19 protein-coding genes and 3 pseudogenes are annotated in these 19569 nt (G+C 53.5%); 11 read left to right on the top strand and 11 right to left on the bottom strand.

Annotated features, from left to right (window positions below):
* Positions 1-188 precede the first annotated feature (188 nt).
* The 7 genes and pseudogenes from lexA to DO97_RS05445 all read right to left on the bottom strand — a co-directional run bounded on the left by lexA (position 189) and on the right by DO97_RS05445 (position 7100).
* On the bottom strand, positions 189-803 hold the full coding sequence (gene lexA / locus DO97_RS05475; RefSeq protein WP_036531608.1) for a transcriptional repressor LexA: 615 nt from the start codon (positions 801-803) through the stop codon (positions 189-191).
* A gap of 96 nt (positions 804-899) precedes the next feature.
* Positions 900-1821: pseudogene (gene argF / locus DO97_RS05470) on the bottom strand (ornithine carbamoyltransferase).
* A 225-nt stretch (positions 1822-2046) separates the two neighbouring features.
* Positions 2047-2499 carry a hypothetical protein gene (locus DO97_RS05465; RefSeq protein ID WP_036531606.1) on the bottom strand — a complete coding sequence of 151 codons (453 nt, stop codon included), beginning with the start codon at positions 2497-2499 and terminating at the stop codon, positions 2047-2049.
* 471 nt (positions 2500-2970) lie between these two features.
* Positions 2971-3294, bottom strand: a complete 324-nt coding sequence (locus DO97_RS05460; protein ID WP_036531604.1) for a DUF1825 family protein — start codon at positions 3292-3294, stop codon at positions 2971-2973.
* Positions 3295-3503: 209 nt separating this feature from the next.
* Entirely contained in the window at positions 3504-4859 is a 1356-nt protein-coding gene (locus DO97_RS05455; RefSeq protein WP_036531693.1) for a DUF3370 domain-containing protein, read from the bottom strand.
* Positions 4860-4866: 7 nt separating this feature from the next.
* Positions 4867-6277, bottom strand: a pseudogene (locus DO97_RS30790) (DUF3370 domain-containing protein).
* Between the two features lie 292 nt (positions 6278-6569).
* Positions 6570-7100, bottom strand: coding sequence for a pyroglutamyl-peptidase I family protein (locus DO97_RS05445; RefSeq protein WP_036531603.1), 531 nt, complete (start codon positions 7098-7100; stop codon positions 6570-6572).
* 164 nt (positions 7101-7264) lie between these two features.
* Here DO97_RS05445 and hisH point away from each other — a divergent pair, with 164 nt between their 5' ends.
* On the top strand, positions 7265-7912 hold the full coding sequence (hisH, locus tag DO97_RS05440) for an imidazole glycerol phosphate synthase subunit HisH (protein WP_036531601.1): 648 nt from the start codon (positions 7265-7267) through the stop codon (positions 7910-7912).
* 15 nt (positions 7913-7927) lie between these two features.
* Positions 7928-8482 carry a 16S rRNA (guanine(966)-N(2))-methyltransferase RsmD gene (gene rsmD, locus DO97_RS05435; RefSeq protein WP_036531600.1) on the top strand — a complete coding sequence of 185 codons (555 nt, stop codon included), beginning with the start codon at positions 7928-7930 and terminating at the stop codon, positions 8480-8482.
* A gap of 28 nt (positions 8483-8510) precedes the next feature.
* Here the strand turns inward: rsmD and petG are convergent, their stop codons facing one another.
* The gene (gene petG, locus DO97_RS05430) at positions 8511-8624 is read right to left on the bottom strand and encodes a cytochrome b6-f complex subunit V (protein ID WP_036531692.1); all 114 of its coding nucleotides are present in this window, start codon (positions 8622-8624) and stop codon (positions 8511-8513) included.
* 168 nt (positions 8625-8792) lie between these two features.
* Between petG and DO97_RS05425 the strand changes: the two genes are divergently transcribed.
* Positions 8793-9167: a c-type cytochrome gene (locus DO97_RS05425; RefSeq protein WP_036531598.1), complete on the top strand. Its 375-nt coding sequence runs from the start codon at positions 8793-8795 to the stop codon at positions 9165-9167.
* 13 nt (positions 9168-9180) lie between these two features.
* Here the strand turns inward: DO97_RS05425 and DO97_RS30785 are convergent.
* Both DO97_RS30785 and DO97_RS05410 read right to left on the bottom strand, forming a co-directional pair.
* Positions 9181-12340 (bottom strand): annotated as a pseudogene (locus DO97_RS30785) (efflux RND transporter permease subunit).
* Between the two features lie 34 nt (positions 12341-12374).
* Entirely contained in the window at positions 12375-13697 is a 1323-nt protein-coding gene (locus tag DO97_RS05410; protein WP_204368493.1) for an efflux RND transporter periplasmic adaptor subunit, read from the bottom strand.
* Between the two features lie 136 nt (positions 13698-13833).
* Here DO97_RS05410 and DO97_RS05405 point away from each other — a divergent pair, with 136 nt between their 5' ends.
* From DO97_RS05405 to DO97_RS05390, 4 genes are all read left to right on the top strand, one after another.
* Positions 13834-14403, top strand: a complete 570-nt coding sequence (locus tag DO97_RS05405; protein WP_239651485.1) for a MarR family winged helix-turn-helix transcriptional regulator — start codon at positions 13834-13836, stop codon at positions 14401-14403.
* 53 nt (positions 14404-14456) lie between these two features.
* Complete coding sequence (locus DO97_RS30080) at positions 14457-14663, top strand: STAS-like domain-containing protein (RefSeq protein ID WP_081980634.1); 207 nt, start codon at positions 14457-14459, stop codon at positions 14661-14663.
* A gap of 185 nt (positions 14664-14848) precedes the next feature.
* A complete protein-coding gene (gene def / locus DO97_RS05395; RefSeq protein WP_036531595.1) occupies positions 14849-15421 on the top strand; it encodes a peptide deformylase in 573 nt (190 codons plus the stop codon).
* An 8-nt stretch (positions 15422-15429) separates the two neighbouring features.
* Complete coding sequence (locus DO97_RS05390; protein ID WP_036531682.1) at positions 15430-15624, top strand: hypothetical protein; 195 nt, start codon at positions 15430-15432, stop codon at positions 15622-15624.
* 32 nt (positions 15625-15656) lie between these two features.
* Here the strand turns inward: DO97_RS05390 and DO97_RS05385 are convergent, their stop codons facing one another.
* Positions 15657-16439, bottom strand: a complete 783-nt coding sequence (locus DO97_RS05385; protein WP_156120455.1) for a TIGR00297 family protein — start codon at positions 16437-16439, stop codon at positions 15657-15659.
* Between the two features lie 40 nt (positions 16440-16479).
* Here DO97_RS05385 and DO97_RS05380 point away from each other — a divergent pair, with 40 nt between their 5' ends.
* The 4 genes from DO97_RS05380 (at position 16480) to DO97_RS28660 (ending at position 19550) form a co-directional block, all read left to right on the top strand.
* Complete coding sequence (locus DO97_RS05380; RefSeq protein WP_036531592.1) at positions 16480-16926, top strand: VOC family protein; 447 nt, start codon at positions 16480-16482, stop codon at positions 16924-16926.
* 246 nt (positions 16927-17172) lie between these two features.
* The gene (purL, locus tag DO97_RS05375) at positions 17173-18834 is read left to right on the top strand and encodes a phosphoribosylformylglycinamidine synthase subunit PurL (RefSeq protein WP_338038329.1); all 1662 of its coding nucleotides are present in this window, start codon (positions 17173-17175) and stop codon (positions 18832-18834) included.
* A gap of 7 nt (positions 18835-18841) precedes the next feature.
* A complete protein-coding gene (locus DO97_RS28665; RefSeq protein ID WP_338038328.1) occupies positions 18842-19342 on the top strand; it encodes an AIR synthase-related protein in 501 nt (166 codons plus the stop codon).
* A complete protein-coding gene (locus DO97_RS28660; RefSeq protein WP_338038327.1) occupies positions 19332-19550 on the top strand; it encodes a hypothetical protein in 219 nt (72 codons plus the stop codon). The genes DO97_RS28665 and DO97_RS28660 overlap by 11 nt, the downstream gene beginning before the upstream one ends.
* The last annotated feature ends 19 nt before the right edge of the window (positions 19551-19569 follow it).

The following is a 19569-nucleotide window of genomic DNA, read 5'->3' as shown; positions in this document are numbered from 1 at the left end:
GATTCTCACTCACATGCAGGACATTTTGACTTCTAACCAATGAGCTGTATCTGAGTTCATTGGGGAATTGATCTACAAGATGGTCGAACGAGCATGGCAAGACAGGGTGGGAACCAGCCGCGCCAACCCATATGCTCCACCCTGAGGGAGCGGGCAACAGATCCCCCGTACCGAGCAGCTAGGATGCCTCAACCTTCTCGGCCGTAACCTCGCCAGACACCCACCAGCGCTCCCTGGACTTGCACCTGGCTCACCGGGAGTTCCAGGGCAGCGTCGATGCCATTGACCGATTTCAGGAGTATACGACTACTTTTACGGTAGAAAAACTTCAACATGGTTCTCTGTTCCTCAACCTTGGCAACGACCATCGTGCCATCCGCCAGTGTTTTGAGATCAGCAACGGGTTGCAGGATCAGAATATCTCCGACAGCGATCAGGAGCGCTCCCAAGCTGGCCTCCGTCACCTTAAGGGCAAAATAGTCGGGTTGTCGAAACAGCGAGGTTAGATCCAATGGGACGACTGCTTCGGTAAAGGTCTCTACCGATCCATCCGTGGCGATCGCGCCTAAAATTGGCACTCCCAGGTTGGCCGGATGAATAATCCGAATCGTACGGGCACGCCCCTCTGTCCAGTTGATGTAACCCTTTTTACGCAAATGCTCCAAGCGACTCTGCACAGGAGCAGGCGACCGGAGGTTCATCGCCTGCATCATTTGGCGAATCGAAGGAGAGTACTGATGTTGACGGATATACTCAACCAGCCAGTCATACAGTTCTTTTTGAGCATGGGTGAGGGGTTCCATAGACGAGGAGCAATAAATGGCTTCACATGGAACACTTGTATCACCAAGTTTCTGCTTCTGTCTAGTCCCTCTGGAATTTTCTAGAATGTTCTGACTTCAAGCGGCGCCCAGTAGGCTAGCCAACAATGCTTTTTGGGCATGTAAGCGATTCTCGGCTTGATCCCAAACCTTAGATTGGGAACCTTCCAATACTGCTTCGGTGATCTCTTCTCCCCGATGCGCCGGAAGACAGTGGAGCACAATCGCTTCGGGAGCGGCGAGGGAGAGTAATTGCTGATTCACCTGATAAGGCTGAAAGACGGGGATGCGGGAGTCGGCGAGGTCTTCCTGCCCCATACTAGCCCAGACATCGGTATAGAGCACCTCAGTCCCCGCCACTGCTGCTTTAGGATCATCCGTCACTATCACCTCTGTGCGTCCCCCAGCCAGGGTGCGAGCCTGCTCGACAATGCTGGGGAGAGGTTGATGGCTSGGGGGGGGTAGCAACACGAATATTCATCCCTGCCAGAGCACAGCCCAACATCAAGGAATGGGCGACATTATTGCCATCCCCTAGATAGGTTAAAGTTTTACCGGCTAAGGAGCCAAAGCATTCCTGCACCGTTAACAGGTCTGCCAGAATTTGACAGGGATGCTCCAGATCACTGAGGGCGTTGATCACTGGAATCTCAGCATACTGGGCAAAGGTTTCTAGATCCTGTTGATCAAAGGTGCGAATGGCCACAATGTCTAGATAGCGAGCCAGAACCCGTGCCGTATCGGCCAGGGGCTCGCCCCGACTCACCTGAATCACGCTGGGGTTGAGATCTAACACCTGCCCACCCAGTTGATAAATCGCTACCGAGAAGCTAACGCGAGTCCGGGTCGAGGCCTTCGAGAAGAGTAAGCCCAGTACCTTGGGACAGGGGACTTGGATTGTTCCAGCCTTCATTTGAGCTGCCAGTTCCAGGACTGACACCAACTCTGTGGCAGTTAAGTCTGCCAAACTCAACAGGTCTCGCCCACTCAAGGATTTCATGCTTCTGAAGTACTCAACCTTGCAAGAGGTATCATCTTACCCCCTTCCAGCCTTGCGGATCTATACCAAGTCAGAACAAAATCTGGAGAGCCTTGCATTCAGGGCGATCTCCACAGCATTGTACCGCTAGAGATTGGTCAGGCAGTGGTGCTCGGAGCGTCGTCTAGCTCCAAAGCAGCGGCTGTTCCTCATGACCATCGACCGCCTCACGACTGAACCCTCATTTTAGTAATACCTTGCTCCGTAGGTAATCCGTGCCAGTTCTCTCAGATCGTTCCGTACATTATTCCAGTCCCGCTCCGCACGACCGAAACGACCCCGATCCATCAGGCGATCAATTTTCACCGCTTGATCAAAGACCTCTTGAACGTCAGTAGCGATCGCCTGCCCATTTCGGAACCGTCTAGCCAATCGATCGGTTGAACGTTCAAAATCTTTAACAAATGCATTGATGTTGTCTTCACGGTTGCTGCCATTAAGGCGACTGTGATCAAGCTCTGTATCCAGACTCTTCTGAAAAATATTTGTCCGGTATTCAAGGCTATCCAGCAGCCGATAAACTTGATTATCTCCAACGCGGAAAAGATTACGAATCGCAAAGAGTGGTTGAGCCATCACCGGATTGGCAACAGTTGTAACCATGACAATGCCAACAATCGGAGCAATTCGATTCATCATGGGAATAAATCCTATTTTCCAAACTACTCTCTTTCAGACGGGTTGTCTTGGCAATAGGTTTCCAATAAGTCGAGAATATTTGGTTGAGTTTTTGGTGGAGGATATAGGAGCGATCTCCCGGGTTCTAGATTGCTGAAAAAGCCTAAGCTTAATTAATACACGTGATCAAATTCTTTTTCCAGACACCAAGAATAAATAATTACTAAATAAGCCATTTCAATACCACAATCTCGTTCGTAGGCCATATCATGCCCAAACAAGACTAACCATCGAGATGCCTCAGAATTTCCCCCGTGACAACAAACCATCTAGGGTGTATATCTTGACCCAAGAAAAACCGCTGCAAGCAGGGAACTGTCGATGGCACTTCAGTCCCAGATTGTTCCTCCCAACACAGACCTCGATCACTACACTGTTCTAGATGTGATCAAAGGTTACTGTGACTAGAACGGCCCCATTTCCAGCGGCAGATCAAGTACTGTGTTCAATTTCAGATTTCATCCGTTCCAAGGTCAGGTTCATCTGGTCAAACATCTGCTGCGGGGTAATCCCAAATTGACCCAGTTGAGTTCGGAGCTGCTGTACGGTCATCTGCGCCATGAAGTCATCTGCTAATTCAAATCGCTTCATAAAGATGCGGTAGCGATCCATCATCGCTTCCATTTGTTCAATGAAGAGCTTTTTCCCTTCACGATCAAACTTGCCATAGCTACCACCTAACTGCATCAAGGACTGATAATCTTCAAACAGTTGCTTGGCTTCTTGTTGAACAATCTCAGAGTCGAAAAAACTCATTGTTATTGCGGATGAAACTCAATGAAATGGTCATTAGACAGGAAGTTTTTCTGTCGGGGTGTATTGATAGCTGACTCCAATATTAACGCAAGTTAAGGGATCAGGGGTAGGGAATGGGCCGCTGATGGTTTCCCCTCAGATATGAGGCAGCAGCCTACTTTCGGTTGATTCCAGGCAGGTTGTCCGCTCAGATGCCGGTCGCCCCGTTCTCAGTTGCCGCTGCTGAAGGTTTCAATGGTCAGCACTTGGGGCGGTGTTGCATCGGGAGGATAGAGCCAGTCAACCTGGACGAGGCGATCGCTCTGGGGTGGCAAGAACACCGTTGCTAGCGCTTCGCCCTTTTGACCCCGCTGTTGCACCAAGTGAACATAGCGAGTTTGGGGTAACCCTTGGTTGTTGGTAAAGCGAATGCGGACGGTTCCTCGGAAGAAAATCTGGGGAGGCAGCGGCTCTAGAAAACGCAGTCCTCCTTGTAATTGGTCTTGTTTCAGCGGCGTCTGCATGGTCAATGTGACCGTCTGCGGTGACTGAGTACGGTTCCGTAAGGGCAACGTCAAGTTGTACTCAATTCCATAGTTACCATTCGCTCGGTAAGCGGTATCTGGATAGCGAGCTAACATCGGGGCGCTCTGAATCTGACCGGTGCCTAAGGCTCCGCCCTTGAGGGTGCTAAGGCCATAGGAAAAGGCCTGCCCCGGTGCTGGAATCGTCAGATAGGGCACACTGGGGCGATCCGTGATCTGGGCTTGCCAACGAGAGCCTTGGGCTACCCCAGCGACCCGCCCGTAGACAATGGAGCCGCTGGGTTGATCGGGGGGGTTTGGGGTGCGATCGCGGGGACTGACGAGGTTTCCCGTTTCCAAGAGATTTTGCCATTCAACTAGGGTTGGAGGGCGTTCACTGCCATCGGGATTTTGGCGACCAAATAGAGCCAGACTGGCTGCATAGACCGGCCCACTACTCCGCAGCCGCACCAGAGTTGACCGTCCATTCAAGGGTGGGGTTAACCCCCGCAGCAGGATCGGCAGGTTCATCAATAGTTGACTCTCCTGGGGGGGAATCGTCAGCAGCGCTGGCCAGTCGGGTTGATGCTGCCCCCGCAGAACCTGATCGCTCACCCGACTGCCCGGCCCTGAAAACACACTTCCCAGTGGATTCTCGACCCAAGACGGCAGCGGTATAAAGGGGGCATCGGGTTGGGTGAGATAACTGGCCGCTTGCAACACCGAGACGGTGACAGGCTGTGAGCTGGGGTTGTACAGGATCACCCCCAAATAGAGCGATCGCAGATCTTGGGGATTGGGTGCTTTGGCAATGTGATGGGCAAACACATCAAACCGCCCCCGAAACTGAAAATTCAGATGGGCCGCAGGCACCCGTTTCCCTCCCGGTGGGAACGTCGAGAGCAAAATTCCCTCACTCGACACCAACTCTGGGCTATTACTATTAAACACAGGCACCGTATCGAGATGCCCCGGTAAGGGTCTGACTTCCTGGGGTTGGAGAATTTCCTGAGGTGGAGGGGCAGGCCTGGACTGGGCGAGCAGGGGTACTAAAAACAGCATGGTTAACTCAAAACCCTTCAAGGGTTCTCACCGTCAGCACTTGGGGCGGCGTTGCATCGGGGGGATAGAGTAAATCTAATTGCAGATCCCGCCGCTCACCGGGCTTGAGTATCAGCTTCACCAGTGGCTCTCCCTGCTGTCCCCGGCGTTGTACCACATGAATGTAACGCACCTGGGAGGTTCCCTGATCGTCGTTGTAGCTAACGCGCACCGGGCCTCGGAAAAAGATCCGCTCCTCCGGTGGCTGGAAAAAACGCAGCTTGTCTTTGGAGAGTTCTTCCTTCAGGGGCGTTTGAATCGACAAAACCACGGTGGCTGGCTGCTGTGAAGGATTGTGTAGGGGGAGGTTGAGGCTATACTCAATGCCATAGTTGCCATTCGCCATATAGGCGGTGTCTGGGTAGCGAACCAGCATTGGCGCACTCTGCACCTGACCAGTCCCCAAGGTACCCTGGGGCAATGTACTCAAGACATAGGAAAAGGCCTGTCCCTTTGGGGGAATGGTGAGATTGGCCGTGATGGAACTATCTGTGAGATTTGCCTGCCAGCGAGAGCCTTGGGCAACCCCCGCTACCCGCCCATAAATTACCCGACTGGCACTGGCATAACTCGCCATCGGAGTCGGGGGCAGATCTCTAGGGCCTGCCAGATCGCCTTTCTGCAACAGTGTTTCCCACTCTTCTAGAGTTGGCATCCGTTCCCGCCCCCCCGGAGCAGTGGGGGCAAACATCGCCATACTGGCAACATAGACAGGCCCATCACTGGCAAGTCGCATCAGGGTGGAGCGACCATTGGAAGAGGGCACCACATTGCCAACCGGAATGGGCAAGTTGAGTAACAGGTAGTCTTACCCCCGGTGGAATCACCAACCGCGAGGGGACATTGACCTGTCTGCGTCCCCGCAGAATGTCATTCATCGTCCGACTTCCTGGCCCTGCAAACACCCGACCCAGTGGGTCTTCGACGTAGGAGGGCAAATCAACAAATTGGGCATCTGGGCGTGTTAGGTAGCTGGCTCCCTGCAAAACATCAATGGCAACGGGGCGATTACTGGGGTTACTGATTAATACCCCCAAGAATAATGTCCGGGTTTGGCTCGCGATTCTGGCACGGGCAAGGTGGTGAGCAAAAATATCAAAGCGGCCATCAAAGGCGAAGTTGAGGTGGGCTCTGGGAGACTCTTTCCCCTCGGGGGGAAAGGTGGACAGCAAAATGCCTTGGGTTTGGACGAGTTCTGGGCTGTTGCTGTTAAAAACAGGCACAGCATCCAGTTGACCGGGGAGGGGACGGACATCCTGCGCCTGGAGAACTTCTTGCGGAGGTAACACGTCTGGAATGGGAACTTCGTCGGCCAGTGGTACGTCTAAGGTTGGTAAGAGCCGTGAACCCGTGGTGACTTGTTGCCCGAGGGGAAACAGGGGGCGCAGGGGCTGGGTTGGCTGCGACCTCGGGAGTAAGGGTCTCAAAGGCACTATCTGCTGCGTCACAGGCGATGGCTGGATCGGTGCAACTTCTTGGGAACGGGGTAGTAAGGGACGAAGAGGTGTAATGGACTGTGGTGGGGTTGTCGGTGTGGCTGGAATGGATGGTATCGGTTGGACAGGGGGTAGCACTTGTTCCAGCGTCGGTAGAGCCGGTCGTAACGCCGGAGAAGATGGAATTTGGGCAGCGGAGAGGATCGGAAAGAACAACATCATAGAAAAATAACCATCACAGGACGTAACGAGGTACTGGTACTCCTAATCTCTGAAGTATCAACCGGAAATCAGCCAAAACCTCACCCGTGTTGTCTCGGGTTAAGGTTGGAATGTGAACAAATATACACTGGCCACTCAGATTCTGTCTGCTGAGGGCAGCTAAGATTTCGTAGTACAGCCGATTGCAAACAAATTCACCAGCATCATGACTGATTTCGGTCATGGGTAAATCTTGAACCAATTGTTGGACATTGACGGTAGTCTGGAGTTGGTGCTGGCCCTTCGTGGCCGTGGTTTCAACACTCAGCTTCCATCGCGACTCAGCCATGCCGCAGCAAATGACCCAAGCAGGCTGTAATTCCTGAATCCGGGAGATGACTTGGGTGGGTGCTTGCTGATAATCTATCGGCAATTGTCTCAAAAAATGCAGAGCCGTTGCTGCTGCGAATTGCCTCTGGACTGCGGCCAATAGGTCATCGGAGGAATTGGAAAGTTGATGGGACTTCCAGGTCGTAAAGGATGTCAGCAACGCAGGTTTGACCATCGGTCTCCCAGGATCTCTGCAAAGCATATCGGTGGATCAAACAGCACGTCTGTGATCGGCATCCTCAGATGTGGAGAGGTGGCTTTCAGGTGGTCTTTAGAACCCCACTGTCGATCAAACTACAATAAGAGAGTGATTTCCAAACAGCTAATCGGAGCAGCAGCATGGCAGTCATTGCAGTGATTGATTATGACATGGGAAACCTGCACTCTGTTTGTAAAGGTCTGGAAAAAGCAGGTGCAACTCCTTACATCACCCATTCGGCAGCAGATTTGGAGCAGGCAGATGCCATTGTTTTACCAGGGGTGGGGGCATTTGATCCAGCCATGCAGCAGTTGCGATCGCGGGGACTCGTGGAGCCGCTCCGAGCCGCGATCGCTCGTGATCAGCCCTTCCTCGGAATTTGCCTGGGACTACAGATTTTGTTTGATGGCAGTGAGGAAGGGGAGGAAGCTGGCCTCGGGGTGATTGCAGGCACCGTGCGCCAGTTTCAGCCAGAACCGGGTCTGACGATTCCCCATATGGGCTGGAATCAGTTACAGATTATCCAACCTGATTCCCCGCTCTGGCAGCAGTTGCCCCCTGAGCCCTGGGTGTATTTTGTCCATTCCTACTATGTCGATCCGGTGGATCCCCAGGTGCGAGCCGCGATGGTGACCCACGGTCAACAAACCGTGACGGCGGCGATCGCCCGTGAGCAGCTGATGGCTGTCCAATTCCATCCTGAGAAGTCTTCTACCACTGGGTTGAGCATCTTAGCCAACTTTGTCCAACAGGTTGCTAGCCAACCCTCTCTGGCTCTGACCCGTTAAACCTCTAGTTGAACTATGAGTCTGAGAGTTGACGGCAATCGCTTACTCAAAACCTTGCCGGGACTGGCAACTCGTCCGACCCTTGCTCGGGTGAGAGAGGCGCTGTTTAATATTTGGCAGGGTACTATTCCGGGATGTCGTTGGTTAGATCTCTGTGCCGGCAGTGGAGCCATGGGGGCAGAAGCCTTGGCTCGGGGTGCCGCCCTGGTGGTTGGGATTGAACAATCGAGCCGAGCCTGTGGGGTGATTCAACACAATTGGCAACAAATAGCGGCTCCAGAACAGCAATTTCGTGTCCTGCGGGGAGATGTGCGCTCACACATTCAGCAACTCAGGGGTCAGCAATTTGACCGCATCTACTTTGACCCCCCCTATGCCAGTGAGCTTTACCAGCCCGTGATCACAGCGATCGCGACCTGTAACCTCTTGGCCGACACTGGTGAATTGGCGGTGGAGCATGCACCTAGGGGTTGGACCCTCGTGTCTAGTGAACCCCTAATAGTGTATCGACAGAAACGTTACGGTAACACAGCCTTGACCTTCTATCGACCCCAGGACAGGGGAGGCTAGAAGCTCCCCGATCCCAGACCCTTTAGGGTTAAAGGCCTAACTGATTACCCCGACGGTATTGCAGATAAGCTGCAACAAATAGCCCCAGCAGCGTCACGGGGATCAGCCCCATCACAATTCCTGTCAGTAGTGGCTCTACCACGTTCAATCTCCCGATAACTCTCAAACAAGTGCACAGTTTCATGCATCTGGATCTTATCCTAACGGTCTAACGTGACGAAAAACGACCTCTCCTGTCTAGTTTTCTTAAGATATGTTGTTAAATTAGACATGGACGGCGAAAACCCCTGAATTCCTTAGTAGGCATTGCTTGGATAACCAGCTGGCTAAACCTGAAATTCTGATCCACAAGGTGGCATGGCTGCTGCTAGCTGCGGTGATGGCAACGATCATTATCCTGTTCGGCATCCACCAGGTGCGGATTTCTGATCCCTACGTCAAGAGTGTGCTGGAATTACCCGGTAATCCTGCTCAGGGTCATGCTATTTTTCAAATGAACTGTAGTGGCTGTCATGGCTTACAGGCTGATGGTCACGTGGGGCCGAGCCTTCGCCATGTCTCCGATCGCAAGTCCCGGGTGGCCTTGATCTATCAGGTGACCAGTGGTAAAACTCCCCCCATGCCTCAGTTTCAGCCGAGTTCTCAGGAAATGGCTGATCTATTGAAGTATTTGGAGAGCTTGTAATCCTGCTGCTCCGTCAACGAACTTCTGATTCCAGTGGTTGGACTGCCAGGGGCGATCTCAACGGCTGCCAGCGGCTACGCCAGGATTCCATATAGGTATAGAAAACCGGGGTCAGGTACAAGGTGAGAAACTGGGAGAAAAGTAACCCCCCGACAACCACCAGCCCTAGGGGACGGCGGGCATCCGCCCCGGCCCCAAATCCCAGAGCGATGGGTAAGGTTCCCATCAGCGCTGCCATAGTGGTCATCATGATCGGACGAAACCGCACCAGGCAGGCTTCATAGATGGCATCGTGGGCACTTTTACCCTGGTGGCGGGCTGCAATGGCGAAATCAACCATCATGATGCCGTTCTTTTTCACCAGCCCAATCAGCAGAATGATGCCGACGAAGGCATAAATGTTTAAGTCTACTTGAAACACTAGGAGGGTCAGCAAGGCCCCAAACCCCGCTGAAGGCAAACTGGACAGGATGGTCAGGGGGTGAATAAAACTCTCGTAAAGAATTCCCAGGACAATGTAAATTACCAGAATCGCTGCCAGCAGTAACCAACCCAAGCCACTCAGAGATGCCTGAAAGGCCTGGGCCGATCCTTGGAAGCTGACACTCACGCTATCAGGTAATACTTGACGAGCCGTTTGTTCAATCTCCTGGGTGACGCTCCCTAGGGCAACCCCTGGCTTGAGGTTAAAGGAAAGGGTCACGGAGGACAGTTGTCCCAGGTGGTTGACCGTCAGGGGGCCAGCGTCACGGGTGAGGGTCGCCACCGCATTTAGGGGAACCAGTTGCCCTGTGGGGGTGCGGATGGAGAGTAAGTCGAGGGCGTTGGCATCTTGCTGAAACTGGGGGGCAACACTGAGGATCACCTGATACTGGCTGTCGGTGGCATAGATGGTTGAAACCTGGCGGGTGCCATAGGCATTACTGAGGGCGGATTCAATTTGGTTGGCAGTGAGTCCTAATGCCGAGGCTTGTTGACGGTTAATTTCAACTTGGACTTGGGGATTGTTGATCTGTAAATCACTATTGACATCCTGTAGGGTGGGGAACTGGCGCAATCGCTCTTCCAACTGCGGGGCGTACTCGTACAAGTCCTGCAAGTTAGGGCTTTGCAGGGTGAGTTGATATTGGGCTTTTGTCTGTTGTCCCCCAATGTTAATGGCGGGGGGATTTTGCAAGAAGACTTTAATACCGGGAACCCGTGCCAGCTGGGGGCGTAATTCCTGCACAACGGCATCGGCACTGAGGGGGCGATCGTGGCGAGGTTTGAGGCGAATAAAAATCCGGCCAGCATTGGCCGAGGCATTAGGCCCCCCCGCCCCAACGGTGGAATTGACTCCTTCGACGTTGGGGTCACGGCGGATAATGGCGACAACCTGCTGCTGATGGCGCACCATTTCTGGGAAGGAAATATCCTGGGCGGCCTGGGTATTGGCCGTAATTTGGCCAATATCGGTGCTGGGGATAAACCCCTTGGGAATGATTCCAAACAATACGATCGTCGCCATCAGAATGGCACCAGAGATCATCATGGTCAGGCGATGGTATTTCAGCGATCGCCGCAAACTCCAGGCATAGGTCTGATGCAGACCCTGAAAAAAAAACCGCTGCCGCCTTGGAGACCTTGGAAACATAGCTTTGAGAACCCGGGGGGGCAATGGCACCGTTGCCATGGGAACCCTGGGCTTTGGCGCTTGACGGACGCAGAAAGCGGGAACAGAGCATGGGGGTGAGGCTGAGGGAAATTAGACCAGACACCAGGATGGCAATGCTGATGGTGACTGCAAACTCCCGGAACAAGCGTCCTAAAATCCCGCCCATGAACAGCACCGGAATAAAGACCGCCACCAGGGAGAGGGTCATGGACAGAATCGTAAACCCAATTTCCTTCGAGCCGTTGAAGGCCGCTTGCATCGGGTCTTCACCCATTTCCAGGTGCCGGACAATGTTTTCCAGCATCACCACGGCATCATCGACCACAAAACCCACCGACAGGGTCAGGGCCATCAGGGAGAGATTATCGAGGGAGAATCCCAACAGCAGCATCATCCCAAAGGTGGCGACTAAGGAAAGGGGCACGGCCAAACTGGGGATGAGGGTTGCCGATAAGTTCCGTAAAAACAGGAAGATCACCAGCACCACCAAGGCAATCGTCAGCAACAGGGTCAACTGCACATCGGCCAAGGATTCTTTGATCGGTTGGGAGCGATCGAACAGAATCTCCATGTTGATAGCGGCTGGAATCTGTTGGCGGAACTTGGGCAGAATTTTTTTGATCTGCTGCACAATCTCCACCGTATTGGTTCCCGGTTGTCGTTGGATAGCCAGGACGATGGCGCGGGTACCGTTATACCAGGTGGCAACCTTATCATTCTCAACGCTGTCGATCACCTGGCCCAATTCCCCCAGTTGCACGGGGGCACCATTGCGATAGGCCACGGTGAGGGAGCGATAGTCCGCTGCATTATTTAATTGACCATTGGTGGCAATCGTGAAATTTTGTTGGTGGCCGTAGAGGGTGCCGGTGGGCAGATTGGAGTTACCTTTGGCGATCGCATCGGCTACTTCATCAATGCCAATTCCTTTGGCACTCAAGGATTGGGGATCGATCTGCACCCGCACTGCATACTTTTGGGAGCCGAAAACATTCACCTGGGCAACGCCATTAATCATGGAAAGTCGTTGTGCCAGCTGGGTTTCGGCGTATTTATCCACTGTTGAGAGGGGCAGAATCTTTGAGCTGAGGGCAATATAGAGAATCGGTAGATCTGCGGGGTTCACCTTCCGGTAAGCTGGGGGATTGGGCAGGGTCGCAGGCAGTTGACGGGAGGCTTTAGCGATCGCCGATTGCACATCCTGGGCCGCCCCATCAATATCCCGACTCAGATCAAATTGCAGTGTAATTTGGGAGCTGCCGAGGGCACTGGTGGAGTTCATGGAACTGATACCAGCAATACTGGAAAACTGCTGTTCCAGGGGAGTCGCCACCGAGGCCGCCATGGTCTCGGGGCTGGCTCCGGGTAAGTTTGCCGTCACCTGAATCGTTGGGAAATCCACATTCGGCAGGTCGCTGACGGGCAATAGGGGGTAACTTGCCAGTCCCCAGATCAACATCCCTAGCATCACCAGGGTGGTCATGACGGGGCGACGGATAAAGATGGGAGAAAGGTTCATAGGGACACCAGGAGGAGGGAGGAGCGGCAATGGGTCAGAGATCGCGGGGCTTTCCGGGCTCGGGTTTCCCAGACCCTGGGGCTGGTTTCTCACGCACCGTTGCACCGGGAACCAGGTTGAATTGTCCGTCGATCACCACCCGCTCTCCGGCTTGCAGACCTTGTTTGATCACGATTTGGTTCTTCACGGTGCCACCCGTAGTCACCGATCGGAGATCAACGGTTTTGTCCGGGTTGACGATGTAAACAAAGGTGCCCTGTTGCCCGGTCTGGATGGCTTGGGAGGGCACCACCAGGGCATTGGGTTCCTCGGTTAATCTTAGAACCACATTGACAAATTGACCGGGGGTCAGCCGTCCAGTCAGATTGGGAAAGCTGGCTTTGAGTTGTAGGGTGCCCGTTGTGGGATCAACCCCACTGTCAACAAAGACCAATTGGCCCCGCATCGGTTGTCCGGGGTCATTAACCGGTAGTACCTCAACGGCAAGCTTGCCCTGGGATTGATAGGTCTTGAGATCGGGTAACAGCCGTTGGGGAATCGGGAAGGCAACATAGATAGGTCGAACCTGACTAATAACCACCAAAGGCTCACTGTCGTTGTCTTTGACGAGGTTGCCCTGGTTCACCTTCAAATTGCCGGTCTGTCCTTCAATCGGCGATCGAATTGCGCTATAAGAAAGTTGGACTTTGGCACTATCAACCGCCGCAGTCGCTGCCTTCACCTCGGCTTCAGCACTTTGGACATTGGCTTTGGCAGATGCCACCGCTGCGATCGCATTTCTGACACTGCTCTGATCCGCAATCACAATCGCATTCTGGGTCTCAGAACTGGTGCGAAACTGATCGACCTGCTCACGGCTAACAGCTCCTTGATTCAACAGGCTGGTGTAGCGTTGAGCCTGGACTTCAGCATTTCTGGCCTGGGCGAGATCTTTGGTCACCGTGGCTCTAGCCTGATTCACCTGAGCCTCTGCCTGGGCAAGTTCGGCCTGGGCCTGACCCACCTGGGCGATCGCCCTTGCCCGGTTTGCCAAGGCTTGATCGAGGGCAGCCTGGAGAGAGCGGGGGTCAATGGTAAATAACAGTTCTCCCTTCTGGACTTCCTGCCCCTCTTGGAAGTACACCGCCGTTAAATGTCCGGCAACTTGGGACTTCACCGATACGGTGGCATAGGCCTGCACTGTCCCAGTGGTCTGAAACGAAATCGGGACAGTTCGCTGGACAACAGTGGCCACCACCACCGGAACCGGACGGTTAGGGCTGCCTTTGCCCGCCTTCCCTGGGGGCGAATCGAGGGCAGCACAGGCAGACAGACAGATCAGTCCCAGGAGGAGTAACCAGCGTCGGCTGCTATCCAACCATGGGGAAAAAAGGCTGTTGATCCATGTCCAGATTCAAATCCAGGAATGTGTTACAGTTTAGTTAGTTAAGCTAACTATTAGTCTGACATACATTTTATTGAATCTCTGTTGGGGTTGACACAAACCCTTCCTCTTGGCCGAGACTTGCTTGCAGGAGCGGTGCGATCGCATGACTTCGGAACCCTCGACCCCGAACATTCCCGCCCAGCTGTGTGCCACGGAGTTGATGGCAGCCATGCCTCCGGTCATGCAATTTATTCGCACCGAAATGCGGAGGCAGAGTGCCTCATTGCTCACTGTGCCTCAGTTTCGGGTGCTGGCGTTTCTCAGTATCCATCCCAAAGCATCGCTATCTGACCTAGCTGAACATCTGGGCGTTACCCGCGCGACGGCATCGGCCATGACCGAGCGCTTAGTGCAACGGGGCTTGATTCACCGGATAGAGCATCCCCAGAAACGGCGGCAAGTTGAACTAACCTTGACCACAGCCGGAGCCACTCACCTCCACCAAAGTCATGAACACACACGGGATCAGATTGCTGAATTGATGCACCATTTAACCGACGAACAACTGGTTAATCTATTGTCAGGGTTGATGATTCTAAGAAAAGTCTTTGAAGCGGCTACTTTTGAGATGGCTAAAAAACTGGAGCGTGATCAGAGTGCTGGAGAGATGGGAGATCAAAATCCTTTGGTCACCTAATTTGGACTGATTCACAATCAGGTGAGAGGTAGGCTGCTAAGCCATGATAATTACTGGCTAGAGTTGATAAATTCAAAGTAGTGGTCTTTGATTTCTCAGGTGAAGAAGCGATTGGACAAGCGTTCGCAGATGAAGTTTTTCGCGTGTTCAGGAGACAACACCCAGAGATGGAAATTATCAGCCTAAATACTAATAAAGATGTAGCACAGATGATTAGTAGGGCACAAAGTCTTTTTGATTCTCTAGAGGAAAATCGATAATTCCCTTTTGCAAAGTTTCTCCCATACTCCTCCCCAGGCTTTAGTGTCAGCCACTGAGAATACATGACCCGATAACAATTTAGCCTGCTAGGTCTCTCGCTGTTTGATCACCCTACAGAATTTGTTAAGGTAAAATAAAGCGGAATTGTTCCGAGTTAGTACCCCATCCTGAGAGTTTTAGATCCATGCCGTCTGAGGTTCTTGTCGAAAAAAAGAAGTTGAAGCAGCCCCCTCTGGAAATTCACTATCTGGGCGATCGGGTTCTGCGCCAGTCTACCAAGCGCGTGACCAAGATTGACGATCAACTCCGCCAACTGGTGCGCGAGATGCTGCAAACCATGTACAGTGCCGATGGCGTGGGACTGGCAGCTCCCCAGGTTGGGATGCACAAGCAATTAATTGTGGTGGACTGTGATCCGGAAGAACCCGCCAACCCACCCCTCGTGTTGATCAACCCAATCATTAAGCAGGCTAGCCCTGAGTTGGAATTAGGGATGGAAGGCTGTCTCAGTATTCCCAATGTCTTCTTGGAAGTCCGTCGTTCCCTGGCCATTGAGGTCAGTTATAAGGATGAACAGGGACGACCCCGAACCTTACAAGCCAAGGATTTTCTCGCCCGCGCCATTCAGCATGAAATGGATCACCTCCATGGTGTCATGTTTGTCGATCGCGTTGAAAACACCTTGATGCTCAACCAAGAATTGACGAAGCAGGGCTTCGCGCCCCAAGCAGTCCAACCCATCGCGGTGGGAGTTTAAATCCCATGATGACCCTCAAAAGTGGTATATTCCTCGCTGGCTCCTGTATCAGCGCGATCGCAGCCGTTGGTTCCATCTTTGAGTTAACCTCAGGACACCCGGAACTGGGGGGACTGATCACCGGAGGGATTCTGACGGCGACTATTCCCCTGGGAATTTTCCTGTTTGTGGCCGCTGTCCGAGATGCCAGAGCGAACCAGTAGATCTGGCCTCATCGGCTTCTATTCTTTTCCGGTTAAAACAGTCCCCACTGATGCCCCACCCAGGCTATGCCTACAGCCACGATCGCCCCGATGGCTGTATTGAGGACATTCACCATCTCATTGGTGAGCCAGTGAAGTTGAGTTTGCAGCGTTGCCCCAATCACACTTTCGATATTGGTGGCAATGAAGGCAGCAAGAACGCAAATACCAATGTCCGGTAGGGTAATCATTCCTACTGCCCAGCCCAGGAGGGCGATCGCCAGTGCTGCGACCAGACCTGCGAGGGTGCCTTCCAGACTCACTGCCCCTTCTGTTCCTCTGGGAACTGGTTGCAACGTTGTAATCAGAAATGTCCGTTGACCGTAAGCTTTGCCAACCTCACTGGCGCAGGTATCCGCCAGTTTAGTGCTGAAACTGGCGATGTAGGCCAAGAGCAAGAGGGGCGCAATGGTTTTAGCGTCCAGGGATAACCAGGGTAGTAGCAAAATCCCCAAGGCACACAAGGCCGCTACCAGAGCTGATCCCCAGACATTTTCTGGCCCCCGTGCCCCCGATCGCTTTTCGGCAATGCCGGCTGCTTCCTTGGCCGCCAGTCCAATCCGGGTCACCCCCGATCCGACGAGAAAATAGCAGCCCACCACCAGATAACCCCGCCAGCCCAAGCTACCCCAGATCAAGACCCCCAAAATCCAGGCGTGGATGATTCCCGTAGGTGTGAGCAGTTTCTTGGGACTCCAGCCAATCAGCCCGAGGAAGAGCGTATTGAGGGCGATCGCGCCGATCCAGGGGTTCAGGAGATAAATTGAGAGAGACACCAACGCCAATCCTCCTACAGCCCTACTTATCAGCTGTACTATGAACCAGTTTCTTTTCCATCTTGCCTTTCCCGTGGGCAATATTCCCCAGACCAAAGAATTTTATGCCCAGGGTCTGGGCTGTGAAACGGGTCGAGAGTCTGCCCAGGCGCTGATTTTGAATCTCTACGGTCACCAACTGGTCGCCCATGTGACCCCGGAACCCATTATCCCCCAGCAGGGCATCTACCCCCGCCACTTCGGCCTTGTCTTTACCCAACGCAACGACTGGGATGCCCTGCTGGCCCGTGCCCAACAGCATCAACTTCCGTTTTATCAGCCCCCCCGGCAGCGGTTCCCCGAGTTACCCCTGGAACATCACACCTTTTTTCTGGTAGACCCATTCCATAATCTGCTGGAATTCAAGTTTTACCGCCACCCTGAGGCAATTTTTGGTCTACAAGAGCATACCCAAATCGGCGATCGCCCAGGTTTGAGTTCCCCATAACCATTAGGTGCCAATACATTCCCTCCCCAAAGTTGGGGGCTAGCTCCATCATACTTTGAGGCTGATGGAGCTAATTGTCTTAGGCAATGACTGGGCTTTGATCTCAGCCAGCAGCCACCGAGATGCCTGGGTAGAAGGCAATGATACACTCTTCGATAGAGAACCGAGTTTGATTGGTTAAGTTGATTCAGCTTGCTGACAACATCTTGGCCATCCATCGCACTTCACTGGCAACTGTCCCACCCTATGCTCACTGTTCCTTTTTCTCCCCAGGAAATTGCTGCCCAAAAACTGACCTTGGCTGAGTACGACGAAATTGTTCGTCGCTTGGGTCGTCATCCCAACCGGGCAGAATTAGGCATGTTTGGTGTGATGTGGTCAGAGCACTGTTGCTATAAAAACTCCCGACCGCTACTGAAGCAATTTCCCACCCAGGGGCCCCGAATTTTAGTCGGCCCTGGGGAGAATGCTGGGGTTGTGGATCTAGGAAATCACCTGCATCTGGCCTTTAAGATTGAGTCCCACAACCATCCCTCAGCGGTTGAACCGTTTCAGGGTGCAGCGACCGGGGTCGGGGGCATCCTCCGGGATATTTTCACCATGGGAGCCCGACCGATTGCCCTCCTCAATTCCCTGCGTTTTGGAGCCCTCGAAGATGCCCGAACCCGCAGACTCTTCACCGGGGTTATAGCGGGCATTAGCCATTACGGCAATTGTGTTGGGGTTCCTACCGTAGGCGGTGAAGTCTACTTTGATTCAGCCTATACGGGGAACCCCCTGGTGAATGTGATGGCACTGGGCTTGATGGAAACCTCAGAAATTGTCAAATCAGGAGCCCAAGGGATTGGCAATCCCGTGCTCTATGTGGGTTCGACTACGGGACGGGATGGCATGGGGGGAGCCAGTTTTGCCAGTGCTGAATTAAGTGACCAGTCCAACGCCGATCGCCCAGCGGTGCAGGTGGGCGATCCATTCTTAGAAAAGTCCCTGATTGAAGCCTGCCTGGAAGCTTTTAAGACCGGAGCTGTGATCGCTGCTCAAGACATGGGAGCAGCAGGCTTAACCTGTTCCACATCAGAAATGGCCGCCAAGGGGGGCGTGGGCATAGAACTCGATCTCGATCGGATTCCAGTCCGGGAGTCGGGGATGGTGCCCTACGAATATCTGCTGTCAGAATCCCAGGAGCGGATGCTGTTTGTAGCGCAAGCAGGCCGAGAAGCGGAATTGATCCAGATCTTCCACCGCTGGGGTTTGCACGCCGTGGTAGCGGGGACAGTGATTGCCGAACCCATGGTGCGGATTTTATTTCAGGGACAGGTGGCCGCAGAAATCCCCGCTTCAGCCCTTGCAGATGATACGCCGCTCTATCGACGAGCACTCTTAGCAGAGCCGCCAGAATATGCTCAGCAAGCCTGGACTTGGTCACCCGCCCAGTTGCCTGAGGATAGTGTTACAGGTATTACTACCGCCCGAGAAGGGTTTCAGACCTGGACAGCGGTGTTGCTGACGTTATTAGATAGCCCCACCATTGCTTCTAAACAGTGGGTCTATCGCCAATATGACCATCAAGTGCAGAATAATACCGTGATGTTGCCGGGGGGTGCTGATGCGGCAATTGTGCGTTTGCGCCCTGTGGAAGACAGCGCTCCCCACCCACCCACGGGGGTCGCCGCAACGGTGGACTGTAATCCTCGCTATGTCTATCTCCATCCCTATACAGGGGCTAAGGCCGCTGTGGCCGAGGCCGCCCGCAACCTCAGTTGTGTTGGCGCAGAACCCCTAGCTGTCACGGACAATTTGAACTTTGGTAGTCCGGAGAAGCCCGTGGGTTACTGGCAATTGGCGCGCGCCTGCCAAGGAATTGCCGAAGCTTGTCAGGCATTGAAGACGCCAGTGACGGGGGGGTAATGTTTCTTTGTACAACGAAACGGTGGATGCCCAGGGACAACCTCAGCCCATTTATCCCACCCCGGTGATTGGCATGGTGGGTCTGATTCCTGATTTGGGATCTATCTGTGGTCAGGCTTGGCAGGCTGAGGGCGATCGCATCTATTTGTTAGGGATTCCCCTGGGAAGGGATGGCAGTTGCGATCGGGATACCCTCCCCCTGGTCACCTTGGGTGGCTCGGAGTACCTAGCCGTCATCCACCAAACAATCTCAGGACAACCGCCGGAGACTGACTTTGATCTGGAGCTGCGGGTACAGGCTACCTGCCGTCAGGGAATTCGCAATGGCTGGGTAGGTTCGGCCCATGATAGTGCTGAGGGGGGGGTGGCGATCGCCCTCGCGGAATGTTGCATCAGTGGTCAACGAGGGGCAAGGATTCACTTGACGGCGCTGCCTGCCCCTATCCGTTGGGATGAGCTGTTATTTGGAGAGGGGGGGGGCACGGATTATTGTGTCCGTGGCTCCTGAACACAGCGCCACCTGGGAAGCCTATCTCCAACAGACTCTGGGTGATTTTTGGCAAGTCTTAGGCACGGTGAGTGGCGAAGGTACCGCTGCTCAGTTACAAATTTACAGCTCCGATCAGACCTGTTTGATCAATGCCAGTCTTGCGGTCATGGGCGATCGCTGGGAAAATGCGATCGCGAATCGGCTCTCGGTTTCAACAGGAATTTAACCAGCATCCTAGGACGGCC

This window comes from Neosynechococcus sphagnicola sy1, assembly GCF_000775285.1.
GTDB lineage: Bacteria > Cyanobacteriota > Cyanobacteriia > Neosynechococcales > Neosynechococcaceae > Neosynechococcus > Neosynechococcus sphagnicola.
The sequence above is the reverse complement of the archived record's forward strand: the minus strand, read 5'-3'. Positions and strand labels throughout refer to the sequence as shown.

Coding starts and splice junctions, on each gene's coding strand:
- lexA (WP_036531608.1), bottom strand. CDS start 803: ATGGAACCCCTCACCCATGCTCAAAAAGAACTGTATGACTGGCTGGTT.
- DO97_RS05465 (WP_036531606.1), bottom strand. CDS start 2,499: ATGATGAATCGAATTGCTCCGATTGTTGGCATTGTCATGGTTACAACT.
- DO97_RS05460 (WP_036531604.1), bottom strand. CDS start 3,294: ATGAGTTTTTTCGACTCTGAGATTGTTCAACAAGAAGCCAAGCAACTG.
- DO97_RS05455 (WP_036531693.1), bottom strand. CDS start 4,859: ATGCTGTTTTTAGTACCCCTGCTCGCCCAGTCCAGGCCTGCCCCTCCA.
- DO97_RS05445 (WP_036531603.1), bottom strand. CDS start 7,100: ATGGTCAAACCTGCGTTGCTGACATCCTTTACGACCTGGAAGTCCCAT.
- hisH (WP_036531601.1), top strand. CDS start 7,265: ATGGCAGTCATTGCAGTGATTGATTATGACATGGGAAACCTGCACTCT.
- rsmD (WP_036531600.1), top strand. CDS start 7,928: ATGAGTCTGAGAGTTGACGGCAATCGCTTACTCAAAACCTTGCCGGGA.
- def (WP_036531595.1), top strand. CDS start 14,849: ATGCCGTCTGAGGTTCTTGTCGAAAAAAAGAAGTTGAAGCAGCCCCCT.
- DO97_RS05390 (WP_036531682.1), top strand. CDS start 15,430: ATGACCCTCAAAAGTGGTATATTCCTCGCTGGCTCCTGTATCAGCGCG.
- DO97_RS05380 (WP_036531592.1), top strand. CDS start 16,480: ATGAACCAGTTTCTTTTCCATCTTGCCTTTCCCGTGGGCAATATTCCC.
- purL (WP_338038329.1), top strand. CDS start 17,173: ATGCTCACTGTTCCTTTTTCTCCCCAGGAAATTGCTGCCCAAAAACTG.